Annotated in this window: 19 protein-coding genes; 13 read left to right on the top strand and 6 right to left on the bottom strand. The window is 50.3% G+C overall.

Going from position 1 to position 22,031, the window contains the following annotated elements:
• Positions 1–9: 9 nt before the first annotated feature.
• From H6624_05810 to H6624_05780, 7 genes are all read left to right on the top strand, one after another.
• Positions 10–780, top strand: coding sequence for an enoyl-CoA hydratase/isomerase family protein (locus H6624_05810; GenBank protein MCB9083837.1), 771 nt, complete (start codon positions 10–12; stop codon positions 778–780).
• A 6-nt stretch (positions 781–786) separates the two neighbouring features.
• Positions 787–4,026 carry a cobalamin B12-binding domain-containing protein gene (locus H6624_05805; protein ID MCB9083836.1) on the top strand — a complete coding sequence of 1,080 codons (3,240 nt, stop codon included), beginning with the start codon at positions 787–789 and terminating at the stop codon, positions 4,024–4,026.
• 255 nt (positions 4,027–4,281) lie between these two features.
• Complete coding sequence (locus H6624_05800) at positions 4,282–5,712, top strand: hypothetical protein (GenBank protein ID MCB9083835.1); 1,431 nt, start codon at positions 4,282–4,284, stop codon at positions 5,710–5,712.
• A gap of 357 nt (positions 5,713–6,069) precedes the next feature.
• Entirely contained in the window at positions 6,070–6,501 is a 432-nt protein-coding gene (locus H6624_05795) for a hypothetical protein (GenBank protein ID MCB9083834.1), read from the top strand.
• Positions 6,502–6,628: 127 nt separating this feature from the next.
• Positions 6,629–7,477 (top strand): alpha/beta hydrolase, encoded by an 849-nt coding sequence (locus H6624_05790; protein MCB9083833.1) that lies wholly within the window; start codon positions 6,629–6,631, stop codon positions 7,475–7,477.
• A gap of 172 nt (positions 7,478–7,649) precedes the next feature.
• Positions 7,650–10,337: a hypothetical protein gene (locus H6624_05785; GenBank protein ID MCB9083832.1), complete on the top strand. Its 2,688-nt coding sequence runs from the start codon at positions 7,650–7,652 to the stop codon at positions 10,335–10,337.
• Positions 10,338–10,466: 129 nt separating this feature from the next.
• Complete coding sequence (locus H6624_05780) at positions 10,467–11,150, top strand: hypothetical protein (GenBank protein MCB9083831.1); 684 nt, start codon at positions 10,467–10,469, stop codon at positions 11,148–11,150.
• Positions 11,151–11,208: 58 nt separating this feature from the next.
• On the opposite strand, the gene H6624_05775 is transcribed toward H6624_05780, so the two are convergent.
• Positions 11,209–12,528: a hypothetical protein gene (locus H6624_05775; GenBank protein ID MCB9083830.1), complete on the bottom strand. Its 1,320-nt coding sequence runs from the start codon at positions 12,526–12,528 to the stop codon at positions 11,209–11,211.
• Positions 12,529–12,906: 378 nt separating this feature from the next.
• On the opposite strand from H6624_05775, the gene H6624_05770 reads away from it, so the two are divergent.
• Both H6624_05770 and H6624_05765 read left to right on the top strand, forming a co-directional pair.
• A complete protein-coding gene (locus tag H6624_05770; protein MCB9083829.1) occupies positions 12,907–13,653 on the top strand; it encodes a glycosyltransferase family 39 protein in 747 nt (248 codons plus the stop codon).
• Positions 13,654–13,960: 307 nt separating this feature from the next.
• Positions 13,961–14,455: a hypothetical protein gene (locus tag H6624_05765; GenBank protein MCB9083828.1), complete on the top strand. Its 495-nt coding sequence runs from the start codon at positions 13,961–13,963 to the stop codon at positions 14,453–14,455.
• A gap of 20 nt (positions 14,456–14,475) precedes the next feature.
• On the opposite strand, the gene H6624_05760 is transcribed toward H6624_05765, so the two are convergent.
• The 5 genes from H6624_05760 to H6624_05740 are packed head-to-tail and all read right to left on the bottom strand — an operon-like array spanning position 14,476 to position 18,178.
• Positions 14,476–14,961 carry a hypothetical protein gene (locus tag H6624_05760; protein MCB9083827.1) on the bottom strand — a complete coding sequence of 162 codons (486 nt, stop codon included), beginning with the start codon at positions 14,959–14,961 and terminating at the stop codon, positions 14,476–14,478.
• Between the two features lie 40 nt (positions 14,962–15,001).
• Positions 15,002–15,448: a DUF2889 domain-containing protein gene (locus tag H6624_05755; GenBank protein ID MCB9083826.1), complete on the bottom strand. Its 447-nt coding sequence runs from the start codon at positions 15,446–15,448 to the stop codon at positions 15,002–15,004.
• Entirely contained in the window at positions 15,445–16,233 is a 789-nt protein-coding gene (locus H6624_05750) for an ATPase (protein MCB9083825.1), read from the bottom strand. The genes H6624_05755 and H6624_05750 overlap by 4 nt, the downstream gene beginning before the upstream one ends.
• Positions 16,234–16,238: 5 nt before the next feature.
• The gene (locus tag H6624_05745) at positions 16,239–17,462 is read right to left on the bottom strand and encodes a 2-hydroxyacyl-CoA dehydratase (GenBank protein ID MCB9083824.1); all 1,224 of its coding nucleotides are present in this window, start codon (positions 17,460–17,462) and stop codon (positions 16,239–16,241) included.
• 41 nt (positions 17,463–17,503) lie between these two features.
• Positions 17,504–18,178: an NTP transferase domain-containing protein gene (locus H6624_05740; GenBank protein ID MCB9083823.1), complete on the bottom strand. Its 675-nt coding sequence runs from the start codon at positions 18,176–18,178 to the stop codon at positions 17,504–17,506.
• A 224-nt stretch (positions 18,179–18,402) separates the two neighbouring features.
• On the opposite strand from H6624_05740, the gene had reads away from it, so the two are divergent.
• Genes had through H6624_05720 form a run of 4 tightly spaced genes read left to right on the top strand, consistent with a single transcriptional unit; the run spans position 18,403 to position 22,024 of the window.
• The gene (gene had, locus H6624_05735; GenBank protein ID MCB9083822.1) at positions 18,403–19,464 is read left to right on the top strand and encodes a 6-hydroxycyclohex-1-ene-1-carbonyl-CoA dehydrogenase; all 1,062 of its coding nucleotides are present in this window, start codon (positions 18,403–18,405) and stop codon (positions 19,462–19,464) included.
• Positions 19,465–19,494: 30 nt separating this feature from the next.
• Positions 19,495–20,574 carry a 6-oxocyclohex-1-ene-1-carbonyl-CoA hydratase gene (oah, locus tag H6624_05730; protein ID MCB9083821.1) on the top strand — a complete coding sequence of 360 codons (1,080 nt, stop codon included), beginning with the start codon at positions 19,495–19,497 and terminating at the stop codon, positions 20,572–20,574.
• A gap of 14 nt (positions 20,575–20,588) precedes the next feature.
• Positions 20,589–21,368: an enoyl-CoA hydratase/isomerase family protein gene (locus H6624_05725; GenBank protein MCB9083820.1), complete on the top strand. Its 780-nt coding sequence runs from the start codon at positions 20,589–20,591 to the stop codon at positions 21,366–21,368.
• Positions 21,365–22,024, top strand: coding sequence for a TetR/AcrR family transcriptional regulator (locus tag H6624_05720; GenBank protein MCB9083819.1), 660 nt, complete (start codon positions 21,365–21,367; stop codon positions 22,022–22,024). The genes H6624_05725 and H6624_05720 overlap by 4 nt, the downstream gene beginning before the upstream one ends.
• Positions 22,025–22,031: the final 7 nt, after the last annotated feature.

Here is a 22,031-nt window from a genome sequence, read left to right as displayed (position 1 = left end):
AATTTCAAGATGGAAACAATTCAGTTTGAACAACAGGGTGCCATTGGCATTCTTAAGATCAATCGTCCCAAAGCTCTGAATGCTCTAAATAACCAAATGTTGACAGAGTTGGAGGAGTTTTTTGACTCTTTCCCCAAGGGTATCCGTTGCTTGGTGCTTACAGGTGAAGGCGACAAAGCCTTCGTTGCTGGAGCGGACATCAAGGAAATGGAAGTCAACGATCCAGTAAAGGCACTGAAAAAAGCCCAGCGGGGACAGGCCCTCTTTGACCGCATCGAGACCTGCCGCACCCCCATTATTGCGGCGGTGAATGGCTTTGCTTTGGGCGGTGGATTTGAGTTGGCATTGGCCTGTGATTTTATCATTGCCAGCGAGAAGGCGAAGTTTGGATTGCCTGAAGTCACCTTGGGATTGATTCCGGGTTATGGTGGGACCCAGCGATTGGCAAGGGCGATTGGCAAGGGCAAGGCCAGTATGATCACCCTGACGGGCGATATCTATTCGGCTCAGGAAGCCTATAGCTGGGGAATTGCCACTCGTGTGGTGGCGCCTGATCAATTGATGCCCGAGTGTCTGCAGTTGGCTGAGAAGATCGCTTCCCGTTCTCCGGCAGCTCTGGGGCTGGCTAAACGCTCGATCCATGAGGGATTTGATTTGATCCAGTGGGAAGGTATGAAGCTCGAGGCCGAGCTTTTTTCTGAAACCTTCAAAACGAAGGATCATGCTGAAGGCATTTCCGCTTTTGTCGAAAAGCGACCCGCCCGGTTTACAGGAGAGTAAAAGTTCATGAGTCAGGCCACCCGTCATCCGGTTCGAATCGTCACCGCCGCTTCTTTGTTTGATGGTCACGACGCCAGCATTAATATCATGAGACGCGTGCTTCAAGAAAAGGGGGCTGAGGTGATTCACCTGGGCCACAACCGATCCGTGCGCGATGTGGTGGTGTCGGCTCTTCAGGAAGGGGCTCAGGGGATTGCCGTGAGCTCCTACCAGGGTGGCCACATGGAGTACTTCAAGTACATGAAGGACTTGCTTAATGGTGCCGGAGCTTCTGAAGTGAAAATTTACGGAGGCGGCGGCGGAGTTATTATCCATGAGGAGAAGGCGGAGCTGGAGAAGTACGGGATCGCCCAGATATTTCATCCCGACGACGGTCGTCGCCTTGGTTTGGAAGGAATGATCGGTGAGATCATCAAGGGCTGTGATTTCTCTCTGACTGAAAGGAGTCAGGGGAAGTCGGGCCAGAGCCCCGAACCGACCAATCCGATTCCTCACCGGGAGTTGGGGTTGGCGCTTAATGCATTGGAAAACGGAGAGGATCTTAAGCCCTACGAGGGTGCTTTGGCTGGATTTAAGAATCAATCGGGCCAGGCCCCTTTGGTGCTCGGGATCACTGGAACGGGCGGAGCAGGTAAAAGCAGCCTGATTGATGAGCTCTTGCAGAGGTTTCTCAACGCCTATCCTGGAATCAAGATTGGGGTGATTTGTGTCGACCCAACCAAACGGAAGACCGGTGGAGCTCTGCTTGGTGACCGTATCCGTATGAACTCCCTCAGCCGTCCGGGTGCCTTTATGCGCTCGGTGGCCTCCCGCGGCTCGGGAAATGAAATCTCCAAGGCCTTGCCGGTGTTCCTCGACTATTGTAAGGGCCTTGATTTTGACTTGCTCATTGCCGAGAGCTCGGGCATCGGGCAGGCGTCAACGGCCATTACCGAAGTGTCAGACATCACTCTTTACGTCATGACCTCAGAATTCGGCGCCCAGAGCCAACTGGAAAAAATCGACATGATCGATTATGCTGATTTGATTGCCATTAACAAAGCGGACCACCGTGGTTCTCAGGATGCTCTTCGCGATGTGGAAAAACAGTACCGTCGCTCGCGTAAACTCTTTGATTTCAAAGGTGAGCTGCCTGTCTATTTGACCCAGGCCTCTAATTTTAACGATCAGGGCGTGAACCAACTCTTCTTCGGCATTGCCGATGTTTTGGCCGACAAGTGTCCTCGTGGCGGATTCTGGAAGCTAACCGACAAGGAGAAGAATGAGCACCGGGGTGCCGACAAACAAACACTGGTGCCCGTGGAAAGACAGAATTATTTGGCTGAAATCACCTCTACCGTTCGCAAGTACAAAGCAAGAACAGAGGAAGCAGCCGGATGGGCCGCAAAGCTTGGGGCTCTCGAGCGACTAGGGAATGTTCTGTCAGGTGATGAAAGAACTCGCCTGGAAAAGGAATTTCGTGGTCACCTAAATCAAACCGAGCAGGAGCTACTGGCCTGCTGGGACGATCTTGCCAACACCTACAGTAAGTCAGAGTTGACCTATCAGGTTCGGGGCAAGGAGATTCGTTTGCCCATGACCCGGGAAAGTCTGTGTGGGTTGCAAATTCCCAGGGTGATATTTCCACAGTTGTCTGACTGGGGAGACCGTCTCAGGTTTTTGCGTTCCGAAAATCTACCCGGGTATTTTCCCTACACAGCTGGAGTGTTTCCGTTAAAGCGTGAAGGGGAGGACCCTATTCGCCAATTTGCCGGCGAAGGGCCACCTGAGCGCACCAATCGGCGCTTTCATTTTCTAAGTAAGGACTCGGAAGTTAAACGCCTATCGACGGCCTTTGACAGCGTGACTCTCTACGGTCAGGACCCTGATCCTCGCCCCGATATTTATGGCAAGGTTGGTGAAAGCGGTGTGAGTATTGCCACTCTCGACGACATGAAAAAGCTGTATGCCGGGTTCGACCTCTGCGACCCCAAGACCAGTGTGAGTATGACCATCAATGGTCCAGCGCCCATGATGTTGGCCTTCTTTTTCAATACTGCCTTCGACCAGCAGGTCGCCAAGAAAGAACAAGAGTTGGGACGCAAGCTTTCCGACCAAGAGAGGTCTCAGGTAAGAGCCCAGACTCTGCAAACGGTGAGAGGGACAGTACAGGCCGATATCTTAAAGGAGGATCAAGGACAGAACACCTGTATCTTCTCCATCGACTTTGCTCTAAAAATGATGGGCGATATTCAGGAGTATTTTACTGAAAATGGGGTTCGTAATTTCTATTCGGTGAGTATTTCCGGTTACCATATCGCTGAAGCGGGTGCCAACCCCATCACCCAGACAGCTCTGACCTTAAGTAACGCCTTCACCTACGTGGAGTACTACTTGAGTCGCGGCATGAAGATCGATGATTTTGCGCCCAATTTGTCCTTCTTTTTCTCTAATGGGCTGGATCCCGAGTACACAGTGATTGGCCGGGTGGCTCGCAGGATTTGGGCAGTCGCCATGCGCGACCTCTATGGGGCCAATGAACGCTCGCAGAAGCTTAAGTATCACATTCAAACCAGTGGTCGCTCCCTTCATGCTCAGGAAATTGCCTTCAACGATATTCGCACCACTCTTCAGGCATTGTTGGCCATCAATGACAACTGCAATTCCTTACACACCAATGCCTATGATGAGGCCATCACCACGCCCACTGAGGAATCGGTCCGCCGTGCACAAGCGATTCAGCTCATCATTAATCGTGAGTTTGGATTGGCCAAAAACGAAAACCCCAATCAGGGAAGTTACTTTGTGGAATGGCTCACCGATCAGGTGGAAGAGGCAGTTCTGGAGGAATTCCTACGTCTCAGCGAAAGGGGAGGTGTCTTGGGTGCCATGGAGACCCAATACCAGAGATCCAAGATCCAGGAAGAGTCCTTGTATTACGAACACCTCAAGCACTCAGGACAATTTCCCATCGTCGGGGTCAATACCTTTATCGATCCTGAGACATTGAAGGACGGTTACCTCCCACCCAAGATAGAAATGGCTCGGGCCACTCCCGAGGAGAAAAAACAGCAGCTTGATAATGTAGAAAAATATAAAGCTGACCATGAAAAGGAAGCGGCCCTGGCCCTTGAAAACCTTCGTCAGGGAGCTCTTGACGGCAAAAATATTTTTGCGGCTCTGATGGAAGCAGCTCGCCACTGTAGCCTCTACCAGATGAGTCAGGCCCTGTTCGAGGTTGGTGGGCAGTACCGTCGGAACATTTAACAAGGGCTCGCAACACTATCGGAACCGACTGTCAAATCAATGGTCTAAATGATGTCAGAAATCTAACATCACCCCCATTTGCCGGTTTTTTTGTTTCACCTTGAGACATTCAGTGTTCGCAAAAGTGTCACTTCGGCAAAACATTGGGCATACTGGTTGAGTCGTGATGGATTTTTCGCTCATGTTGCCGGTACGTCCAGAATAACTTTCAAACAATTGAATAGCATTAAGCATGCACGGATATAGGGGGATACTATGAGTAACCGTGACTGCCGGACTACCGCTAACTGGGGTCAGCGTCTTACATTTTTTTCTATAATCACTGCTTTGGTTTGCACCATTGGTGTTTTCCAAAACTGTAGCAAAAAAGGTTCAAACAACAGTGGCTCCAACACTCCTCTGGGAGGGTATGCTCCAAAGAATTTTAAATCCGAGGGATTTGGTTTTGGTGACCGAGCCCCTGCGAGTGTACAGTTTTTGCGCTCCTCGCATCGCGTGGTTGCCTCAGGTCTGTCGGACCTCGATGGTGACTCTCTTATAACTGGAACCTTTGAAGCCGGTGGCGATAAAGATGTCGCCGTCGTCCGTGTGGGACGAGATGGTTTAATCCAATCTGCTCACACAGTGGGTGGTGACGGACAGGAAGAGATCCGAGCTCAGGCATTGGCGGCCGGTGGTCGCCTCTTGGCAGTAGGTAATGTCCGTCAGAATTCAGCACAGGGTGGATTTAGCCGTGATGGCCTAGTCGTTGTTGGTGATGGCAGTGGACTTTCAATGAAGTCCCTGTCGGCAGGTGTGGTGACGGGATTGTCAGCTATCACCAGTGATAATGGAACCTTTGTTGCCGGTTTTACGTCGGACAGCCCTCGTGGCGATATCAAATCTCCTTTGATTGCTCAATTAGATGATAATCAAAATGTTGCTTGGAGCCGTCGCTTGAAGGGCGTGGAGTCAGGTGAATTCCTGGCTATCACAGACTCAGGTGATCAGGTGGTCGCAGTTGGTTACAGCAATCGTTCTAACTTTGGGCGAGTATCGGCATTGATTGCCCGATTTGCCAAAGACGGAGAGTTCCTGAGTGCAACGGAGATGAGTTTGGGTGATACCACTCAGGCATTGGCCGTTGCCGGAACCGACGATGGCGGACTTGTTATTGGTGGCTCAGTGACTGCCAGCGGAAACGAGCGCGGATTCATCGCCAAGATTTCGGCCGACAACCGTCTCCAGTGGGCTCGCTTGGCTCAAGAGGAGTCCCGCATTCAGTCAGTGAAATCTGCCGGTGGTGATATTGTAGCGGTTGGCAGTGGCACTCTTGCTAATGGTAACCGCAATGTGGTGGCCATCCGGTTAGCAACCAACGGTGTCCCCAAGAGTCAGTCGATTTTGGGTGGTGAGCTTTCCAGCTTTTTCTCTGGCCAGGCCTTGGCTATTGGAGCCGATGGTCAGGCGAGAGTCGCCTTTAACTCAACGGCGGCTGGTGGTTCTTACAACCCACTTGGTCTCGCCCGTTTGGGTTCAGCCAGTGATGATTGTGGATTGATTTCGTCGTCAGATAGTCGCCTTCTTGGATCAAACGCGAAAGTTGCCGCCTTCTCCGCAAATGCAACTCGCGGTGGTCTTCATGCGGTCGCGCAAGACGCCCGTTCGGCCGACATGAATCTCTCTAGCGAAGATCAGTGTTTCTAACCGCAGAATGTACGCAGTTGTTAGAGAGGTTTTGATTAGTTGAGACTTTGCAACAAAACAGAGCACACACACAGAGGATTTAGCAGCTAAGAGAACACACACTTAACAGAAGAAAGAATTCGCAAATGGATTCCGCAAGACCTTCACCTCCACGGGTGAGGGTTTTGTGTTTTGAGATGTTAAAACCTTAAACAGCAAAAATCAGTTAGACAGGTCGAGATCCAAGGCGCCAGGGAGACATCTCTAAGGCCCCAATATTTGGTAAGAAATTTCGCTTCATTCTGATGCACAGTGAGCCTGACTCAGGCCTACATCTTGCTTTTGTAAGTAGTGGGTATTTTAGACAGGGGTTTGATTGTGCTGAATTTGCGTTGCGCCTTAGCCGGGGCACTCTTTTTGTATCTTTGCGGATGTGATTCTGCCGCTCACTACCATTCTGGATCCGATATCAATTCGCTGGAGAATGTGGAGATCTGGGGAACTTGTGATCACACCAAACACGCTGACCCTGACAGTCGAACCTGTCGCGAATGGACGGGAATCTTTTGGGGGGCTGAGGACCTAGAGCAGAGCTGCACCAAGATCTCCAATGGTGCATTTAGCAAATCACCTTGCACAAAAAACCAGCTCATTGGTGTCTGTGTCGTCGATGGAGGTCTCTCCAGTGAGATTATTTTTTACTACTATGCCGGCGATTGGACTTTGAGCAAAGCCGCCGACAACTGTGCCGACAAGAACCTCAAGCAAAGAGAGCTTGGTGACACGGTTTCTGAGTGGTTTCCGAATTAGACAGTCCGGTGACAATCTTCCGCTTTTGGCACCTTGGCCTGCAGCGGGACTCTCGTCATATCAAGTACTTGCAGTGGTTTTGGAATTGCTCTCTTGATGGGTAACAGACCCATCTGAGGAGGTTCCAATGACAGCAGCACCTAAACTCAACCCCACCTACCTCTATTTCCACGGAGGCCCAGGGCTATCCAGTTTTCCTGATCAGGCTCTGATGAAGCATCTGTGTGGAGAATTTCATGTGGAGTATTGGAATGAACCCTCCAATCTCCGACCTCAGGTGGCCGATCACTTTGAAGTCGATCAGGCCTTCCGCAATTGGATGGCCTCGGCTGAGAATTTTGTTCTCAAACAGTGGATGAAGGAAACAGGACCCATCTACCTCGTTGCCCATTCCTTTTCCTGCCTTCCTATACTGCAAATTGCCAAGCGCCATGAAACAAAGATTAATGGCGTTCTCCTGATTTCACCGATTTTGGATTTAGCACGAACCTTTCGGCGCGCCATTCGCTGGGCACAGATTGACCTGGCAAAGTCCAAATCCCCTGTGGTGCGCGAGGTGGAGGATCATCTGAAGGCTTCAAAAGAGCCTTTTGACCCGGCCATGATTCAGGCTCTCGAATATGCCCTTGCCGATGGGGAGATGCTTCTTCATTACTGGAAAAATCGCGAGACCATGGAGAGTTGGCAGTCGGTACTTGTCTCCGACGCCCGAGCTGGTGTTGATCTTAGAGCATGGAAAGCGGTTCTGGAGGATCTCTACTGGGAGCATTCCTATCTTCGTGTGGAACCCTTATCAGTTCCGGTTTCCATCATTGCCGGCATGGATGATCACTTTAGCGACAGGCCGCAGATCGAGGAGTTCCTCCGTCTCAATCCTCACTGTCGCTATGAATCCTGGGCGGGTTGTGGGCACTTCCCTCATCTGGAGGACGCAGAGGAGTTTGGCCGTAGCCTCTATGGCCTGTACCGGATGTAAAGGGACTTGGTACCTAAAATTGTCACCAGTCTGTAGAATTCACCCACCTTATTGACTCAATTAGAATGAGTTTAGTCCCCTCTATGGCCCATATCCTGCTGTTTGGGGCTCCTTAAGTAATTGGTCAAATATAGAAATGAAGGTTTGTGACTTCTTAGAATTGGAGTATCCCATGTCTCTGTTCTCACGTTTGTGGTTTTTTCCCCTTTTATTCCTATTGGCTTTGGCGCCAATTGCCTCTCAGGCTGATCTCTCGGCCCGCTTCCGTGATCTTCGTGGCGATACGATTGAGTTTGCTGGTGATCTCAAAATAAAAAGTTTGGAAGGCCTCAATAAGGCAGGCTATTCGGTTTCAGAGCGGATTTGGGATCGATTTTCGGATCTCGATATTTACTCCTCCGATGTCGGCAAGCTTCATTTCGGCGTGAAACTTCAGCGCAATGTGGAAGATGACAACAACGGTGAAACATTCACTGTCGTCGACCGAATTGAGGTCCCTTTGGCCCTCCCTATATTCAATGCGAACATCGGGAACTTGGTCACTGCCGAGATTCCCGTGAGTTTTTCCATTGGCCTGAGCGGAGGAATCAAGATGACCAACATCCGTCAAGTCAGACGCGGAGATGCCCTTAAGCTCCGGGATAATGATGGTGATCTTAAGTTGGTGGTCGAAAATATCCGTGGTGAAGAGTGGTACAAAACAGCCAAAGATGAGTTCGGCATGGACGAGAAGTACCTTGTCAATCCACATCTGGAAAACCCCCAGTTGGGTTCAGTGAGTGTGGACCCTCTCCGTCACGCCCGTTACCACCGGGTTCTCAATCGCGTGGCTTTCCCCATGCGAATTCCTCTAAAGGCTGAATGGATCAATCGCATTGGCCTCAACGAGGTCATGAAGTACGAGGGTCACGGTGGTGTGAGTTTTGGCCCCTCTGTGGGCTGGAACTTTGAACCTCTTGATCTTCGATTGTCTGCCAGCGTGGGGGCTTTTCTTAATGGTCGTTTTGAAATCTCAATTATGAAGGTTCTCAATGGAGAAAAGAAGGAGCGAGTGTGGCTCAAAGTCAGTAGGGCTAAAACCAAAGGAATCAACGCAAATATCGGCGGACGAAGTACGACCGACATAGATGGATTTGTTTTGATGCAAAAAATTGGTGCCGACGCGGACGCCGTCAAAGCCAAAATGGGCAGTAAGATAGGTGGAGATAAGGTAGCTGAATTTATCGCCGATCTTTATACGGTAAACTTTGTTCCCATTCGCAAGTCTGTCACCAGACAGGTCTCTGACATTTTTGAAGTTGGCTATGAATTTGACTTATCCAATCCCGAGGCTCGGGAAGCCTATGAAATGGCGGCGATCGGTTTGACTCATTTTGCCGACCAGATCGCTCTTGAGACATTCAACCAGGGTGATAAGGCTCCGGTGCGAAAGATCTTCGGTAAAAAGGCCAAGCAAAAGGCCCGTATCGCCAGCAGTTCTTTTGAAGCCACCTTCTTGATGAAGCGTAGTCGTAATTGCCGAGATGATATCACCAACGCCATTGTCGAATTTCCCACGGGTAAACAGTTGGAGATTCGTGGTCAGGCCTCTTGCCGGATGGAAGAAACCGGTGCCCTGGGCTCGGTGTTTAACGGTGGATTCTTTAACGATGCCAAGGTCTATAGTTTTCACTTTGAAGGTGCCTACGTTCGCAACCTGGATGAGCCCGGACGCGATTCTGACCAATACGGAATGTACGCGGTTGGTTATTTGGAGGACAAAAAAACCAGCGGCTGGGAATTGGCCCGCTACTCGGGACTGGTTCGCAGATTGATCCATAATCCTGAAATCATTCCGTCCATGCCCAAGATTAAAGTAAAATTTAAAAAGAATCCCCCCTATCCTGTGGAAAGGGACGCCACCCCTCCTGATGAGCGCGGTTGGCCGGTCGAAGAGACCATCAATTATGGGCGTACCCGTCTTCAGTTGGCTGTCGGTTTTACCCGCGAGCAGCTCTCCAAATTTGTGGAGGTGGATGAGGACAAGATGATGGCGATCATGCAGGATGTGTTTGATTTCTACATTCACGATGACGTAAAGAATCTCTCCCCAACAGATCTAAAGGTTGGCCACTATGTGAACTCCTTTATCACCTTGCCCATAAGCCTGATCAATTCCAATTGCAAAACCTGTAAAGCCTGGGCGGCAATGGATGAGTTTTACCACAATTGGCTAGAGGCCAAAGACAACCGCGGAAAGCCTGAAGCCATTGTGCAAAACTTCCGAAAAATGTTCCGGCGTACTCAGTTTGGCTATGAGTTTGCCTTGACGATCATCAACTCTCTTGAAGGTGAAAAGCTCAACTACGAGTTGAACTTTCAGAGTGGTGCCTTTAGTAAACCTATCGTCGCCGGTGGCGAGTTTGACATCTATGGCATCAATGCTTTGAAAGACAAGTTCACCAAAACAAGAAACTTTGATATTCCACGCATCTATCTTGACGTGGACAATTCAGCCCATATGGGTGGAGTCAGTGCCAAGGCCCGTGAGGATGGCGCTGTTGATCTTGATCTCAGTTTTGGGCAAAGGCCCCAGATGGTGAGGATCTTCGTCAAAGAAGCCAAGGGCTGGACCTGGAACCGCGAAACTGTGAGTGAGGTCCTGGTCCGTAACGTCAAGGAAGCTGAAACAGGCAGCGACACCTTCCCCTCCGGTGGGCGGTTGTCAATCCTGTTGAAGCCCGAGTCGGGTGGCTTTGCAGGGGCCCTAGCGCGTGGTCTGAAGCCCGGTGGGTTTTACGAAGTGAGTGCGCAAGTCAGCACTGATGGTCAAAGGTTTGGTCCTTTGACCACATCCGGTTCATTTAGAATCCCTGAGTGATGAGTGATATGGGCTCGACCTCTGCTAAGGTCGAGCTACTAATCAGGCTGGGTGTCTGTTTTACAGTAGGAACCCGGCCAAGCTCCTGTTATCCTTGAGGAACAAACTCAATTGGCAACAGGGGTGCATATGTTGAAATCAGCCGGCGCGCACAGAGGTCGTCCCACTTATCGTTCGATATTAGTCCTTTCTCTTTTAACGCTGAGCCTGGCGGCTGAAGCCGGTGTTTCCATGGAGGAAGTGGCTCCCCAGTCGCCCATGAATTTGGCTCAGTTGAGTGATTCGCAAAACTCAAACCTACTGGCACAAAACAAGCGTCGAAAACGGCGCAAAGGCTCCAGGCGCCGCAAACGTGGTGACTCCTCCAGCACTAGCAGCAGTAGCCGGAGTGTGGTGAATAGTGGAATCAAAGCCGGAGCCGGTCTGGTCTTTGGCATTGATGGTGCGACTCCTTTTATGTTGGGGGGCGATTACACCATGCCCCTCGCGGCAGTGAATAACCTGCTATTGGATGTGGGTGGTAACTACTGGAGTTATTCTGTCGGTGGGGCTTCGGTGACCTTTATCACAATTGAAGGGGGTGTGGATTACCATTATCCCATCGCTTCATCAGGCAAAATTGTCGGTGGTGCTCGCTTGAGCTACGTCAACGCCTCTGGGTCAGGGGTTTCGGATTCCAAATTTGGTCTGACTCTCCTCGGAGGTTACGAACACAACCTTGGAGGAAGTGCTGTCGGTGCTGAATTCCGCATCCCGATGATTTCAGACGTCGATGTCACCTACCTTTTTGGCTACTACAAGTTCTTTTTGTAAGAGCGACTAGGGAATTTGAGGAGAGTTCAAGCAGCGCTTGAACCCTTCTCTTCAATAATCAATCTATGCGATAGGTTTTTGTTCCCCAGAGAAAACGCTTTCCATCAGTGGTGACCACCCAAACTTCGATCTCATAGTTGCCCGGAGTAACGGCGGTTTTGATTTTACGCCCCCAGGTTTGGCTGTTGAGTTGGCCATTAATGTACAATTGATAGCGAACCTTGGGGCGAAGGCAGCGCTCCTCATCATCAGCATCTGAGCGGACCGAGGAGCACCTGTGCTGGCGATGGAGGTTAAATCGGTTCCATTTGATTTTGATCCACCTCTTGTTGCTGCGAACTCGGATGGGCGAAGTGCCTGAAGGTGGAATCACCACAGAAGGAGGGCTCACTGTTGGTGGCTCCACGGTCGGCGGTTCAACTGTGGGTGGTAGGGTCACAGTTGGTGGTTCAATGGGAGGCGGCTCCACGGTTGGCGGTTCTACAGGTGGAGGAGATACCGACGGTGGCTCGACTGGAGGAGGCTCCACGGTGGGAGGTTCTACGACTGGTGGAGGTGTCACGGTAGGTGGCTCGACAGTCGGTGGCTGCGAGGGATCTATGGTGAGAAGTGCTGTTGACTGAGCACTGTGATTGGCGAGTGTTGAGTCACGGACCATAAAGGTAAACTGATAATCTCCTGGCGCGAGACCGGAGTCAGAAGTGACTCGCAGTTCAAGGGAGCCGGAGCCCTCAGGGGCCAAAGTCAGGCTGCCCTGACTGAGTTGACCACTGAGTCCCTGCGACATTTGGGTAGACAGATCAAAAGTGGTGGCCCCGCAGACGGCGCTGTCATTATTCGAAACCGTGATATGATAGACAACTTCTCCGCCAGCCCCGGTGTGATGAATCCCCGGGTTAATGCTAATGGCGGGTGGGGAGTTCAAACATCCGGGGTTGCCTGTGATTTCATATTCACCTTGACTGGTATTGACTGGTTCTTGCACCTGGGGGTCCAGAGCCTCGACCAAAAAGGTGTGAACCCCATCCGTGGTCTGAGCATCCGACCACACCCAGACATTGACGTCGCCGGCTTGTCCCGGTCCCATGGAGACCATGGGGTGGCTGACCTCTCCCATAAGTGGGTTTCCCGCATGGACAAGCATATAGATCTGTCGGTCTGGGCAGTCCATGGAGTCGTTGTTGCGAATATTCAAGTTGTAGTATTTGGTTTCGCCGGAGAAGGCGAGTTGTCGAGCCGGTGTCAGGGTTAACATCGGAGTGGCGCGCACACATCCAGGCGGTGAGGTCTGCGCCCAAGTTTCAAATGTGGCGAGCATGAGAAAGAGAAGAGAAACATAGAAAAATACAATTGGCCTGAAAATGAAATCCTTTTCCATATACGCTCCCGTCCATTAGGATTCTTATTTTCATTTGGCCCTAGGCAAACACCATCCACTTCTTATTGCCTTTTCCTACTATAAAACAAAGATTCGAGATTTTGTTGAGAAATGCGACGAGTGACAATAGTATTTTCACAAGAAGTCGTACATGTCTTAATTCGATACCTTCTGCCCCCATTAGATTCGCCCTGCTTCAGATCTAGCCTCAAAGTAGGACGTTTCAAAATTCAACGGTGAATAGGGTGGGGTGGTAGGGTTGCGCTTGACTGAGCGCTGGATGGGTCGGCCGCAAGGGTGAGGGTACTGAGATTCTGGGCCTGACACAAAGTTTGGATTCCAGTAGGCTCAAGCCAAAGAGGATAGGGAACCGAAGTAATGGATCAGAACACAAATAGAAGACAGATCTTGAGGTGGCTCGCCCTGGTCTTTCTTGTCAGTTTGGTTTTTCGTGTTCTGTGGGTCTTTTTGACCGAGAGCTATTCTCATGTGGATGGAGACAGTGTTTGCCGTCTGTCGGCCACAAAGGCCTTTGTCGTAGGGGAGCTAGATTTTTTCACCAGTGTCCATTGGCTACCCTTGCACTTCACTATTTTAGCCATTCCAAGCTATTTGGGGGTACCATTGGAGCTTGGTGGGCGTTTGTTGACCGCTATTTTGGGAGCCGGTCTTTGTCTGTTGAGCTATGTGTGGAATCGTCAGTTCCTTTCCTCAAGGACGGCGATCGTGGCGGCACTTTCTTTTGCTCTTTGGCCTCAGAGTATTTACCTGTCATCGATGGCTCTTTCGGAGATTCCCTTCGTCCTGTTTTTGCTTGGTGGGGTGTTATCATTGACCCGAGTGAGTCCCTCATCCCGCCCTTTATTTTGGCTCTATGTTTCTGCCATTCTATTTACGGCATCCAATATGATTCGCTTCGAGGGGTGGTTGTGGTCGCTGGTGTTTTCCTTCGCCCTGTTGGTCCCGTCGCCCCACATTCCCCACACTGAGAAACGAGATTCCTGGCTCAGGTTAGCCCTACTGTGGGGATTAATTGCCATTTATCCCCTGTATTCCATGATGATAAGCGCCTGGAAGAACCAGGGGGATCCCACTCTTTTCCAAGACCCTAAACGCATTTATTAGGGATTCCGAGGTCCAGGTTGCCCCTTGGGGGAACACAGTCGCTCAGGCCTTTCAAGACACTTGGAACCTTTCATTGGTCGACAGTTATAGTTGGTATCTCTTCCCTTTGGTGATCGCGATTGGCTTGGCAATTTGGAGAAGATACAAGTGGCGGATGACCATACCAATTGGCCTCCTGTTTGGTGTTAAATTTTACAGCATTTTCTCTGGGACTTTGCCGCCAGCTCCGAGATACTTTTATACCAGCCTCCTGTTTTTGTGGCCGATGGGGTTTTGGCTTGCCGGCAAGATGCCTCTAGGTCACAAGATGAAAGCAGCATTGGCGGGCCTGCTACTCCTTACGGGCTTGGCAAAAGGATGGGAAACTCTGCGGGACCACCAATCTATAACCCTGGCAGGACTGCCAGAGCTGGTGTCCCATTTGGGGCCCCGATATAAAAATGGAGAAATCGTTTATGTGGACTCGCCTGATTGGCTCCACTGCCACGTTAATGTGATGATCCCCCAAATTCGTCGGAAGCAAATCCTCCACAATATGAAAGACTACAAAAACCTTCTTGGCATGGAGCCGAATCAAAGATGGCAAGAATTTGAGAGTCGTGTATCCGGCATAGAACTATCCTGGCTGATCTACACGGACCAGGGTATTTTTTCTCACTTGAATGACCAAGAGATCTCTCAGCGCCTTCATCGGATGAAGTATAGAGTTGAAGGCCGTCAGTTGTTTGGACTCTATCACCTGCTAAGATTAGAGCGGGAGTCCCCTGCTGATGGGTTCCAGGAGCAAAGCCATCAGAACTGATCAAAGTCCCTCGGTTGCGATTAGTCTGGGGCCCTCATGTCTATGGAGACATCATTGATATGCCAGACTCCTTTTGATTTAATCCATCCCAGTTGGTTAGGGTAGAGGTCGTAAACGGGCCCCTCTGATTCCGAATCATAATCCAGGCGAATCGTCGCCGTGGATGAGGCGGCGGTTTTGGTTTTCTCGACGGTAATCCTAACATTTTGAAATCTCACTTTGAGTTTAGGGTATTTAAACTTGAAGGGAACAAGGGCCTCGCGGATTCTCTGCTTGTCTTCCACATCGAAATCCCGATATGCCTTCTCATGGTCTCCTTCCAGACGTAGCTGAAAAGGGGGTAAAAAAAACTCCAAAGCCTGATGAACTTTTTTGGTGGCATCAATGATAAATTCATCTTTGTCTTTGCTAATTAGCTCAGCCAATTCATCCATTCGGCGATGAATCTGATCCTCTTCAGCGGGGAAAAAGTATTTTTTGCCGAAATAAAGACCCAGGATTACCAAGGGTAGGACCACAAGAAGAAGATTGGAGTTGGCTGACTTCTTACTTGAAGGGATAGCAACTTCCTTTGAGGTGGGGAGTGGCCTGCTTGGTGAATTCATCATCTGAAAGGGACCGGGACACCCACTGCTCCCAATCATAACGGAGACCCATCAGAACATTAAAGGTCAGGCGCACAGAAGTCAGTGCCAATTCATAGAGGTGGGTGCAGCCATCGCAGCCACCGAGAATTTGAATCAGCTTGCGGTTGATTCCGCGCTCAATCTTAAGGCCAATAATGTTATTAATATGCCCCTGAGGGACATCGCAGGCCTTCAGCGGTACCTTGGTGGTTTCCGAAACGGCATTTTCGATCACATTGGTCTTGGTGTTGACGAGAATCTCTACCCTCATGCTGTGGTTGAGATCCAACAATGAAGTCTCAACCATAATATGATCTTCATCTACTTTGCGCACAGAGGAATTCAAGTTTCGTTCGTAGATCTTCACCCTTCATTCTCCTCGTAATCCTCAATGGCATAAAGGGCCGCCCCCAGAGCGCCGACAAACTGGGGGGAATCAGGGACCTGTATGGTGTTCGGAATCTTCTCGCGAAATAGGTCCACTAATACGGGGTTATTGGCAATCGCCCCGCCCGTCAGAATAACCTGGTCATCTAAAGTCGCCATTTCCAAAATTCGCTTGGTCACGGATTCATACACTCCGCGCATCAGGCCATCCGTATTTTCGCCGGCCCTCAGGTGGTGGATGATCTCGGTGCCGGCAAAGACGGTGCAGAAGCTGCCCACAGCCACAGGTTCAGAGGCCTTTTGGGCCATCTCATTCATGTCCTGGGTTTTCATATTGAGTTTGAGGGCGATTTCTTCCAAAAAACTGCCCGTCCCCGCCGCACATTTGCGGTTCATGCGAAAAAAGACCTGTTTGCCCTCTTTGTCGAGCTTAATAATCTTATTGTCCTGGCCGCCAATATCCACAACCGTGCAGGGGCCGCCAAAGAGAAAATAGCTGCCTTTGCCAAAACAATTGATTTCTGGTTTGGAGAAGCGAATGCCCTCCACATTGTTGCGACCGATTCCGGTGGTGACAACTGAGATTTGCTCGGGCGTTAATCCCGCCGTGCGGGCCATCTGACCTAGAATTTCTTTTCCTACTTCGGAGAAGTTAATCCCTGTTCTTTCCACCGACCGGGCAAGGACCTGTTTGTCCTCATCGAGGAGAATCCCTTTGGTAAAGGAAGAGCCGAGATCCAAACCGGCAAAGTGTGTTGTTTCCACGGGTTTTATCCTCTCTTCGCCTCTTTGATTTGATCGACAAATGATTCCACCGAAGTGATGGTTTGCTCTTCTGAAAAACAGCGCAAATCGTTTACGTCCCCGTCAAAAATCAAATGGGGGATGCCGTATTTGTCCGAAATTCGCTGGGGGAGTCCAAATCGGCTGTTCGAGTTGTAAGGACAGGTTTTAGCGTCGTGGTAGATGATGCCATCGACTTGATACTCCTGAGCCATGGCCGAGAGGACTTCTTCCTTTTTGTTTTCAGACCGATTAATAAAAATCTTGGTGTAGGCTTTAGCCATACTGTTAAAGGGATCGGCAGGGTCAAAGTCGGTAAAGATCCATGAGTCACAATAGGTGGAGGCCACGGCATTGGCTTTAAATCCGCTGAGGAGATCTGAGAAAAAGCGTAGTTTCCCCCACACCGGCATTCCTTCCCAGTAGAGGCGGACTTCCTCGCCAGGAACAGCGGCTTCACCACGGGAAACGTGTTCAGCGATCTCCTTGTTGAGGAGTTCATAGTAGTCCACTGCCACCTGGGTGCCACGCAAAACCACGGCCGGGGCCATTTGGATGCAGCCGTCGAAAAAGGTGATGGGTGAGGGGCGGTTACGGGCCGAGTTCAAAAACTGTAGCCACAGATCACTGGTCTTCCGTGAGAGAGCGACCACCTCTTTGAGCTTGTCCAAATCAAACTTTTGTCCACTGATTTTTTCCAGTTCAGGGATCATGGCTTCAATCTGCCTGGCCACGTAACCCACCTGCTCGCTGTTGAGTTCGTCAACCTTCCAGGGGGAAAACACACCTAAAGAGGGAACCTTGAACTCTCGGGCATAGTAGGCGAACCAATCCTGAACCTCACGGCATTGGTTGGTGTTGTAAATCAAAACATCGGGTGGAGGCACCGAAGGGATGCCGTAGGCTTCCTTTAGTGGAGTTTCATTCATTTGGTGTGCGCCGATATCAGATGTCAGGTAAGAGCAGATCTCGGGTGAATAACCTGAGGCATTGGCTCTGGGGATGTATTTCTCAGCTGCCCGAGTGGCTCCGAGGAGAGCGCCATGATTTTCCGGGTAGTACACTTGGAAGCCAAGGGAGATAAGGAGTTCCGCAGGGCCAACACTCGTGCACCATGCGACTTTTGGTTTTGGTCCCTCACTTGGGAAAAAGCTCTGGAAGTAATCCTTCAGGTTTTCTTTAAGCACCTTGTTTGCTTCAATTCGCGCCATACCATATCCTTAAATGAAATCTCATCCCTATTAGGTATCAATTATTCTTCCTTGGGGCAATGGCTTGTCCGCGAGCAGTAGGCCTGCCACTGGTCAGGAGTGTTGAGGTTCATCACCACTTGAGGGTCATCGACTGGCACGCGCACCCGAAGCTGGTCGGCGAGAAGATACATTTGCCGATCCAAACGAGCCTCAGGGTTGTCCTGTAGAGGAACCTGAAGTAGGCGCTGAATGAAGTCGTGTTGGAGAAGAACCGGGTGTCCACCCTTTGACTCAAAGGTGGGAAGGGCCACCTGAGCCTGGAATTTGTTCATGTACTGGTTTAACTTTTGCCACACATCAGGCTGTGGACAGGGAGTGTCGATCGGCAAGACAAAACAGGGGCCCATAGGTTCGCTGGCGGCCCAATGTGTGAGCCCCATTTGCAGAGAGGAGAAGGGGCCCTTTTCCACTTCAAGATTATGGACCACCTTCACTCTTAACCCGCTGTGACTCAGCTCGCCCTCATGCGCCTTGGCAAGCCAGGGAATTTGCCTTTCGTATTCCCGGAAGTTGGGGCCTAATACCAGAACAAGCCTGTCGATTGGGCAGTGGCTCAAAAGCTCCAGTTGTGCCTCCAGCCAGGGCTTGCCGCCGTAACTCACCAATCCTTTGGACCGCCCCATGCGCGAGGATTTGCCACCCCCCAGGAGTAGGCAGGATAAGCTGTTTTTCACCTTACCTCCGGAAAAAATACTCGATCATCATAACCTACCCATATAGGGCTTGATCAAGCCTATTTATGTGAAAATATTAGGCAAATTTAACACTTCCTTAAGGAGCTGTGGCCTACCACAGCATTTTCAAACAAAGTATTTGCGAACGAACGTTCGCTGCTATTAAGCTTCCGGATTGAATAGATATTGATAAAGGAATTTCGCCTGCCAAAAAAGGAGCGGAGATGGAACCAATCAAGGCTTCAGGTTATTTCCTGAGCGAGTTTAACAAGCCACTGGAAAAGCGGGACTTCGTGATCGACCAAGTTGCTGATGATGAAGTGGTGGTCAAAGTTGCCGGCTGTGGTCTTTGTCATACGGACATCACCTTTTACACCGGTCAAGTGACGCCCAAGCATGAGATGCCGCTGATCCTCGGGCATGAGATCTCTGGAACAGTCGTGGCTACTGGATCTATGGGTCAAGGCTGGATGGGCAAGTCGGTGATTGTCCCTGCGGTGTTACCCTGTGGTGAATGTGAGTTGTGCAAAAACGAAAGGGACAATATCTGCCAAAAGCAACTGATGCCCGGAAATGACTTTCACGGTGGATTCGCCACTCATTTGAAGGTGCCTTTTCGAGTTTTGTGTGAGACTCCGGAGAATCTGGGTGATTTCAAACTCCCGCAATTGTCAGTGATCGCTGACGCCATCACAACTCCTTATCAAAGTCTTAAGCGCAGTAAGCTCAAAAAGGGTGACCTTGCTGTCGTCATTGGCGTGGGTGGGATTGGCATCTACATGGTTCAGCACGCCAAAATCGCTGGAGCCACGGTAATTGCCGTTGATGTGGATGACAAAAAACTGGCAGCTGCCCAAGAGCAGGGGGCTGATTATATTTTCTCAGCCAAAGGGAAGTCTGAAAAGGACCTTAAGAACGAAATCCGTGAAACAGTTAAAGCCAACAAACTCCCTCGCTACTTCTGGAAGGTTTTTGAAACCAGCGGCACTGGTGCTGGACAGCAGACCGCATTCTCCTTGTTGAGCTTTGGCGGTACATTGGCAATCGTGGGATTCACCATGGAAAAGGCTCCGGTTCGCCTGAGTAACCTAATGGCTTTTGATGCCGAGATGTTTGGCAACTGGGGCTGTCGTCCTCAGTACTACACCAATGTGGTGGAGGATGTGCTGAGCAAGAAGATTAAACTTTTGGAAAACATCCAAGAGTACCCCTTAGACGACATCAATAAAGTGATTGGTCTGGCCTTGGAGCACAAGCTGGAAAAGCGGGCCATTTTTGTTCCCTGATCTTAATCTTTTAAGTACGAGGTTTTAAGTATGAAAAATCACAATTTAGTTAGCGACCACAAATACAGTGAGATCCTGGTTGAAAAACGCCCTCTCCTTGACCCTAAAGGGCAAGAGATCAAGGGTTTGTTTAACTACTGGATCCTGCTGAATAACCCCAGCCAGTACAACAGCTACACCACCGAAGCCGTGAAAGAAGTGATTATGGCTTTTCGCCAGGCATCCTGTGACCGCAGTTGTGTTGCCGTGGTGTTCTCAGCTGTCGGTGACAAAGCTTTCTGTACAGGTGGTAACACCAAGGAATACGCAGAGTACTATGCGGGAAATCCCCAGGAGTACAAGCAGTACATGAGGCTATTTAACGACATGGTGACGACCATTATGATGACCGACAAGCCGGTCATTAACCGGGTGAACGGCATGCGTATCGGTGGTGGTCAGGAAATCGGTATGGCCTGCGATTATAGTATTGCGGCTGACACCGCTCGCTTCGGCCAGGCGGGTCCCAAGCATGGTTCGGCACCAGACGGTGGTTCGACTGACTTTCTTGATCTCTACGTGGGCTTCACGCTGGGGATGGAGTCTTGCACTCTGTGTGACCACTGGTCCGCTCACCGCGCTGTCAGCATCGGTCTTCTCAATAAGATTGTGCCTGTGATGAAGAATAAGAATGGCGAGTTTATCTCCAATCCATTTGTCGATCTGACTCCCTATGATGATTGGGGAAACCCCAGTTACGGTGCCTTTAAGACTGGAACCGAAAGGGAAAAGGCCAAGCAGTTGGCGGCTGAGTGCACCACTGATCTGACATTGCTGGATCAGGAAGTGAATAACATGGCCTACCGTTTGGCCATGACCATGCCCGATTGTCTCCATAAGACCATTGAATCTGTGCGCAAGAAAAAGATGGCTCACTGGCAACAGAATTCAGAGACCAACCGTTCATGGCTGGCTCTCAACATGATGACTGAAGCCCGGGCCGGATTCAGAGCCTTTAACGAGGGGCCAAAGGACAACCGGGAAGTGGACTTTCTGGAACTGCGCCGTAAGCTGGCCGACGCTCACCCATGGAACGACGATCTTTATCGTTCCATCATGCCGACAAAATAAGAGGGGGCTGAATTGTGGCTTACAATCTGATTAGAGTTGAAAAGAAACAGGCTGGCCAGGTGGGAGAAATCGTCCTGGCCTCACCGCCGGCGAACATCATCACGGCAGAAATGATGAAGGAACTCAGTCAAGCTTTGACTGAATTCCAGGCAGATCCCAAGTGTAAGCTGATCACCATCGAGGGCGAAGGCAAGCACTTTAGCTTTGGCGCTAGTGTGGAAGAACATAAGCCTGAATTGGTCAATGATATGCTTCCCGGGTTTCACAAACTCTGCGGTCAAATTCTCCAGTCGCCAGTGCCTACGCTGGCAAAAGTCAAAGGTCTTTGTCTTGGCGGCGGTTTTGAAGTGGCCATGGCCTGTACGTTTGTATTCGCAGAAGAAAAGGCCAAGTTTGCCGTGCCCGAGATCCAATTGGCGGTATTTCCACCCGTGGCCTGTGTGCTGCTTCCCTTGAAGGTCCCTGAGGCCATTGCCAATCGGATCATTCTTGGCGGTGAACAGTGGACATCCACAACTCTTGATCAGTACGGCTTGGTGAATCAGGTGGCCGGGGACGGGGGCATGGACGAAATGGTGGCCAAATTCTTTGAGACGGAGTTTGCCAAAAAGAGCCCCCAGTCCTTGCGCATTGCCCATCAAGCCAGTCGCTTTGTGGTGACAGATCACTACAATAGGTACATTGGCGCATTGGAGAAGCTCTATCTTAAAGACCTTATGAGTACGGAAGATGCCAAAGAAGGCATCCAGGCATTTTTGGATAAACGCGAACCCCAGTGGAAGGATGCCCATTGAAAGAAGGACTTGAAGAGATTCTCAACCGCTGCAGTCTGCTGATGGCCAGGAAGGGCTATTACGGCACCAGTATGCGGGATTTGGCCAAGGAGACTGGTTACAGTTTGTCCGGTCTCTACAATTATTTTAAGAGTAAAGAGGAACTCCTCTTCCTGATCAATCTTCACGGTTTTTCGGCCATTTCTTCCACCTTGCGCGTGATGTTGGAAAAGCTGGATGAGCCAGAGGAGAGGATGTACGCCCTGATTTACAACCACATCAAATATTTCCTGGCCCACATGAATGAGATGCGGGTGTTAATGCTGGGTACACAGAACCTGGATGTGGAGAGGTCCGCCACCATTCGGGACCTAAAAGAGGAATACCGTCAGCAAGGTCAATTGATTGTGGCGGATTTGTTTCGTGCAAAGACTGGCAAGAAACTGTCGAAGAAGGAATTGGAAAAAAAGACTCTGCTCCTTTTTGGCATGATGAACTGGGTTTTTGGGTGGTACAGCCCGCGGATGCACGGCACGGCCGACGACCTGATCGACGACATCTATTCTCTGTTTTTAAGGGGATTATTGGTTGAGAGGGAGAAGGTCCCTAATGTGGATGGAATTAAAAAAGTATATGAGGCCAATAAGACCAAGTTCTTTTTGGCGGAAGCTAATTAGCAAGAGG

The sequence above is a fragment of the Pseudobdellovibrionaceae bacterium genome (genome assembly GCA_020635075.1).
In the GTDB taxonomy this organism is placed as follows: Bacteria; Bdellovibrionota; Bdellovibrionia; order Bdellovibrionales; family UBA1609; genus JADZEO01.
Note: the sequence above shows the minus strand (reverse complement) of the source record. Positions and strands in the feature narration are given on the sequence as shown.